Source organism: Guyparkeria sp. (assembly GCF_046545975.1).
Lineage (GTDB): Bacteria > Pseudomonadota > Gammaproteobacteria > Halothiobacillales > Halothiobacillaceae > Guyparkeria.
Map to the genome: position 1 here is coordinate 1 of NZ_JBKGYT010000122.1, position 3,671 is coordinate 3,671.

6 protein-coding genes are annotated in these 3,671 nt (G+C 65.6%); 5 read left to right on the forward strand and 1 reads right to left on the reverse strand.

The genetic code is table 11. From position 1 onward, the window contains the following. Positions 1 to 48 precede the first annotated feature (48 nt). From ACLFMY_RS08680 to ACLFMY_RS08695, 4 genes are all read left to right on the forward strand, one after another. Entirely contained in the window at positions 49 to 750 is a 702-nt protein-coding gene (locus ACLFMY_RS08680) for a DUF6969 family protein (RefSeq protein ID WP_410764263.1), read from the forward strand. A 91-nt stretch (positions 751 to 841) separates the two neighbouring features. Next, on the forward strand, positions 842 to 1,834 hold the full coding sequence (locus tag ACLFMY_RS08685) for a sulfurtransferase (protein WP_410764264.1): 993 nt from the start codon (positions 842 to 844) through the stop codon (positions 1,832 to 1,834). Positions 1,835 to 2,009: 175 nt separating this feature from the next. Continuing rightward, positions 2,010 to 2,495: a host attachment protein gene (locus ACLFMY_RS08690; protein WP_410764265.1), complete on the forward strand. Its 486-nt coding sequence runs from the start codon at positions 2,010 to 2,012 to the stop codon at positions 2,493 to 2,495. A gap of 43 nt (positions 2,496 to 2,538) precedes the next feature. After that, positions 2,539 to 2,748, forward strand: coding sequence for an acetyltransferase (locus tag ACLFMY_RS08695; RefSeq protein WP_410764266.1), 210 nt, complete (start codon positions 2,539 to 2,541; stop codon positions 2,746 to 2,748). Positions 2,749 to 2,826: 78 nt separating this feature from the next. On the opposite strand, the gene ACLFMY_RS08700 is transcribed toward ACLFMY_RS08695, so the two are convergent. Then, positions 2,827 to 3,288 carry a hypothetical protein gene (locus ACLFMY_RS08700; protein WP_410764267.1) on the reverse strand — a complete coding sequence of 154 codons (462 nt, stop codon included), beginning with the start codon at positions 3,286 to 3,288 and terminating at the stop codon, positions 2,827 to 2,829. A gap of 195 nt (positions 3,289 to 3,483) precedes the next feature. Between ACLFMY_RS08700 and ACLFMY_RS08705 the strand changes: the two genes are divergently transcribed. After that, complete coding sequence (locus ACLFMY_RS08705; protein ID WP_410764268.1) at positions 3,484 to 3,582, forward strand: GDP-mannose 4,6-dehydratase; 99 nt, start codon at positions 3,484 to 3,486, stop codon at positions 3,580 to 3,582. Positions 3,583 to 3,671 lie beyond the last annotated feature (89 nt).

Genomic DNA, 3,671 nt, shown 5'->3' on the forward strand with positions numbered 1-3,671 from the left:
GGCAACCCCTGCGCCCCGACCGATCGATAGGGTCGCCTGAGGGGGCGCATGTTCGACGCGGAAACCATGCTCGACAGGGTCGTGGCCGGAGAGATGCCCGTCGACCGGGTCGATGCCGGGCTGGCGGCCCTGGACGAATGGGTGGCCATCCATCAGGCGCTGGCCGGCGACGACCAGAACGTGCTGACGGAACTGTTCCGGGATCACCGGGAAAGCGGCTTCGGCTACTGGGAGCACTTTCCGGCCGATGACGCATACGACCCTCGCACTGGAGCGCGGTTCTACTACCACGCGCATGATCCGGCCGAGTGGGAGCACCGGGAACATGGGCACTTTCACCTGTTTCTACCCGCGTCAAACGAGGCCGGGTTCGCGCATGTGATCGCCGTTTCCATGACACCGGATGGTCGGCCGCAGCGCCTGTTCACCACCAACGAGTGGGTGACGGGGGAGCAGGTCGTCCCTGCCGCGGCGTTGCTCGAGCGTCTGCCCGCGGGCTTCGAGATCAACCGGGCCCGCCCCTCCTGGCTGGTCGGTCGATGGCTGACCGCGCTGGTGGCCCTGGTGATGCCGCAGGTCGAGGCGCTGCTGCTCGCCCGTGACGAGGCACTGACCGAGGCAGACGGTGCGTGGCCGGCCCCGGCCGTGGTGGCCGACAGGACCCGCCACGTGCTGAGCGAATGCGAACTGGACATGCCGGAGGTAATCACCGCCTGGGGGCGATATGCCGAGGGTCTTGAACCGGGCTGACGGCGTGATTTTTTCTCACCCGCTTGGGGTGGGCTTTTCAGGCGCCAGTTAGTGACGCCGATCTTGTTGTACGAAGAAGGAGTTGAGTCGTATGAATCCGAAACGGTTTATTGTCGTTCCCGCCTCGGCGGCCGTGCTGGCCGCCGCCCAGGGAGCCTGGGCACTGGACGTGCCCGGATCGGTCGTTGATCCCGCGTGGCTGAACGACAACCTTGATGAGGTCGCCGTCCTGCAGATCGCCGGTGGCGAAAAGGCCTTCCAGATGGCGCCGAAGTACGAGACGGTCAAGGGCAAGAAGGTCGTGTCCGTGGTGGCCGGTCACGTGCCCGGGGCGCAGTACGTCGACTGGAGCGCCGTTCGTGTCGATCGCGACATGGACGGCAAGAAGGTCGGCAAGATGATCCCGACCAAGGAGGCGTTCGAGACGTTCGTCCGTGCGCTCGGCGTCGACGAGGGCGAGGCCGTCGTTATCGTGCCGGCCGGCCTGAGCGATTCGGACTTCACCAAGGCCGCTCGCCTGTACTGGCAGATGAAGTACTACGGCCACGACAACATGGCGCTGCTCGACGGTGGTCTGGCCAACTGGCTGGCGGCGGGCTTCGATGCCGAGACGGGCAAGCCCGAGGCGGTCGAGGGCGACTGGTCGGCTTCCGACGAGCGCGAGGAAATCATGGCTACCTACGCCGAGGTGCGCGAGGCGGCCGACAATCCCGGGAGCGTCGAGCTGCTCGACGCTCGCCCGCACAACCAGTACATGGGCGTGTTCAGCAAGTCCAAGGAAGTGCCGGGTCACCTGCCGGGTGCCAGCAATATCCCGCCGGAGCTGCTCGTGCGTGCCGATGGCGCGGCTGCCAACTTCCTGCCGGCCTCCAGCTACGAGTCGGTCATGGAGTTCAAGGACATCGATACCGACGAGCCGATGATCACCTACTGCAACTCCGGCAACCTGGCTGCCGGGCTCTGGTTCGTGGCCAGCGAGATCCTCGGCAACGACAGCGTCAAGCTGTACGACGGCTCGATGAAGGAGTACGGCATGTATGCCGCTGAGGGGGCCGAGTCGGCCAACCCCGCCAAGGTGTACTGATCCGGCTCGGGCCAAGCGATCCGGCCCGACCGACCGAAGACGGACCCCGCCCGAGTGGCGGGTTTTTTCGTGTTCGGCGGATCGCCCCCGGCCGGAGATTTCCGTCCGGCAAGCGGGTCGGTCACCGTATACACTCAGGACAGGTCCAAGAGAGTCAGCCAAGGAGGTTCGACCGATGAATACCTGGGTACTGGTGGCCGATGCGGCGCGAGCTCGGTTCTTGATCGCCCGAGACAATCCCGATGCCTATCTCGGGAGCCAGGCGTTTCCTTCCAGCCAGCCTGCCCCCAAGGGCGCGCTCGAGGAGATGGAGACGCTTTCGAACCATGCCGCGAGGCTGTCGGACCAGGACCTGGAGACCGACAGGCCCGGGGCCACGACGGACCGGAAGGGCGACGCGATGCATGCCTACGAGCCGCCCAACAGCGTCCGCGACGTGGAGGCACGGCGGTTTGCCCGGGAGATCGTCAAGCGACTCGACAACCTGCGCAACGAGGGCAAGCTGGATCGCTTTTACCTGTTGTCCGCCCCGGATTTCCTGGGCGTCCTGCGCGACGAGATGGACAAGGGGCTGAGGGAGATCGTGGTGGCGGAAAAGGCGCGGGACCTGTCCATGCAGACGCCGCAGGATATCCGGTCGGCACTGCCGGAAAGGCTCTGAAGCCCTATTTCGTAGTCAAGCCAACGTCAACAGGGAGATCAGGATGTTCCTGAAACGCAAAGACAACGACGACATGATCGAGATCCTGGACGCCGAGTCACTGGCGGACCCGGCGCAGCCGACGGTGGTGGGTCGCCAGCATGCGGGCGAGGAAATGCAGGATGAGGAAGACTTCGAGAAGGCGGACCTGGAGTTTCCGTCCGGCGAGCCCCTGCCGCGCTGCTGGCTGGACCTGCACTGGCGGGAAGACTGAACGCCGGCAGCCATGCGTGAAGGGCCGTCTCATCGAGGCGGCCCTTCTTATTGGCCAGGTTCGCCAGCTCGGAGTGCGTCAGGGAATGGCCCAGAGGGTCAGAGACAGCAGAAGGCTCGCGATCGCGGCACCGACCAGCGGCAGCATCATCAGGCCGGCCAGTGCCTGCCGACGCGCCATCCGCCAGGCGGTCCAGATCAGCACTACCAGCCAGGCGGCGGCCACCAGGAGCGCGAGAAGGGAATAACCCGCGCCGAGCAGCAGCACGACGGCCAGGGGCAGGGCGAGGATCAGTGCCAGCATGCCGGTCTCGCTGCCCGGTCTCGGTGTCGTGATGGCGGCGGCGTAGGCGAATGCGGCCCAGGCGAGCAGGAAGGTGAAGCCCATCGCGCCAGACACGGGCGAGGCAGGCAGGGTGCGGGCCCCCGCGGTACCCGGCGGGTGGATGTCGACTCCCAGCCAGAGCAGCAGGACCGCCACAACGAGACTGACGGTCATCCAGAAGGTCAGGGCGCGACGATCGACGTTCGGTTCCGGCATGGCATCGACTCCTGAGTGTGATCGGGTCATTTCCGGGCGCCTGTTCCTGCCAGGCTCTGACAGGAACATAGCATTCCGGTCGCGGGCGGGCACCGGGGTCGCGCAACCACCCCTGCACTTGTCTGACAGGAAACTCCGCATTAATGCCGAGCGGAGGCCCGGTGTCCGGGATGTTCGTCAAGGGAGGCGTGTAACGTGCATGTTCTGATTACCGGTGGCGCCGGTTTCATCGGGTCACATCTGGTCGATCATCATCTGCGCAAGGGGGACCGGGTGCATGTCGTCGACAACTGAGCACCGGGTCGCTCGACAACATCTCGCCCCATCTCACCCATCCGGAGTTCCGCTTCACCGAGGATGACATCGTCACCTGGCCGGACCTC

Coding starts and splice junctions, on each gene's coding strand:
- ACLFMY_RS08685 (WP_410764264.1), top strand. CDS start 842: ATGAATCCGAAACGGTTTATTGTCGTTCCCGCCTCGGCGGCCGTGCTG.
- ACLFMY_RS08680 (WP_410764263.1), top strand. CDS start 49: ATGTTCGACGCGGAAACCATGCTCGACAGGGTCGTGGCCGGAGAGATG.
- ACLFMY_RS08695 (WP_410764266.1), top strand. CDS start 2,539: ATGTTCCTGAAACGCAAAGACAACGACGACATGATCGAGATCCTGGAC.
- ACLFMY_RS08700 (WP_410764267.1), bottom strand. CDS start 3,288: ATGCCGGAACCGAACGTCGATCGTCGCGCCCTGACCTTCTGGATGACC.
- ACLFMY_RS08690 (WP_410764265.1), top strand. CDS start 2,010: ATGAATACCTGGGTACTGGTGGCCGATGCGGCGCGAGCTCGGTTCTTG.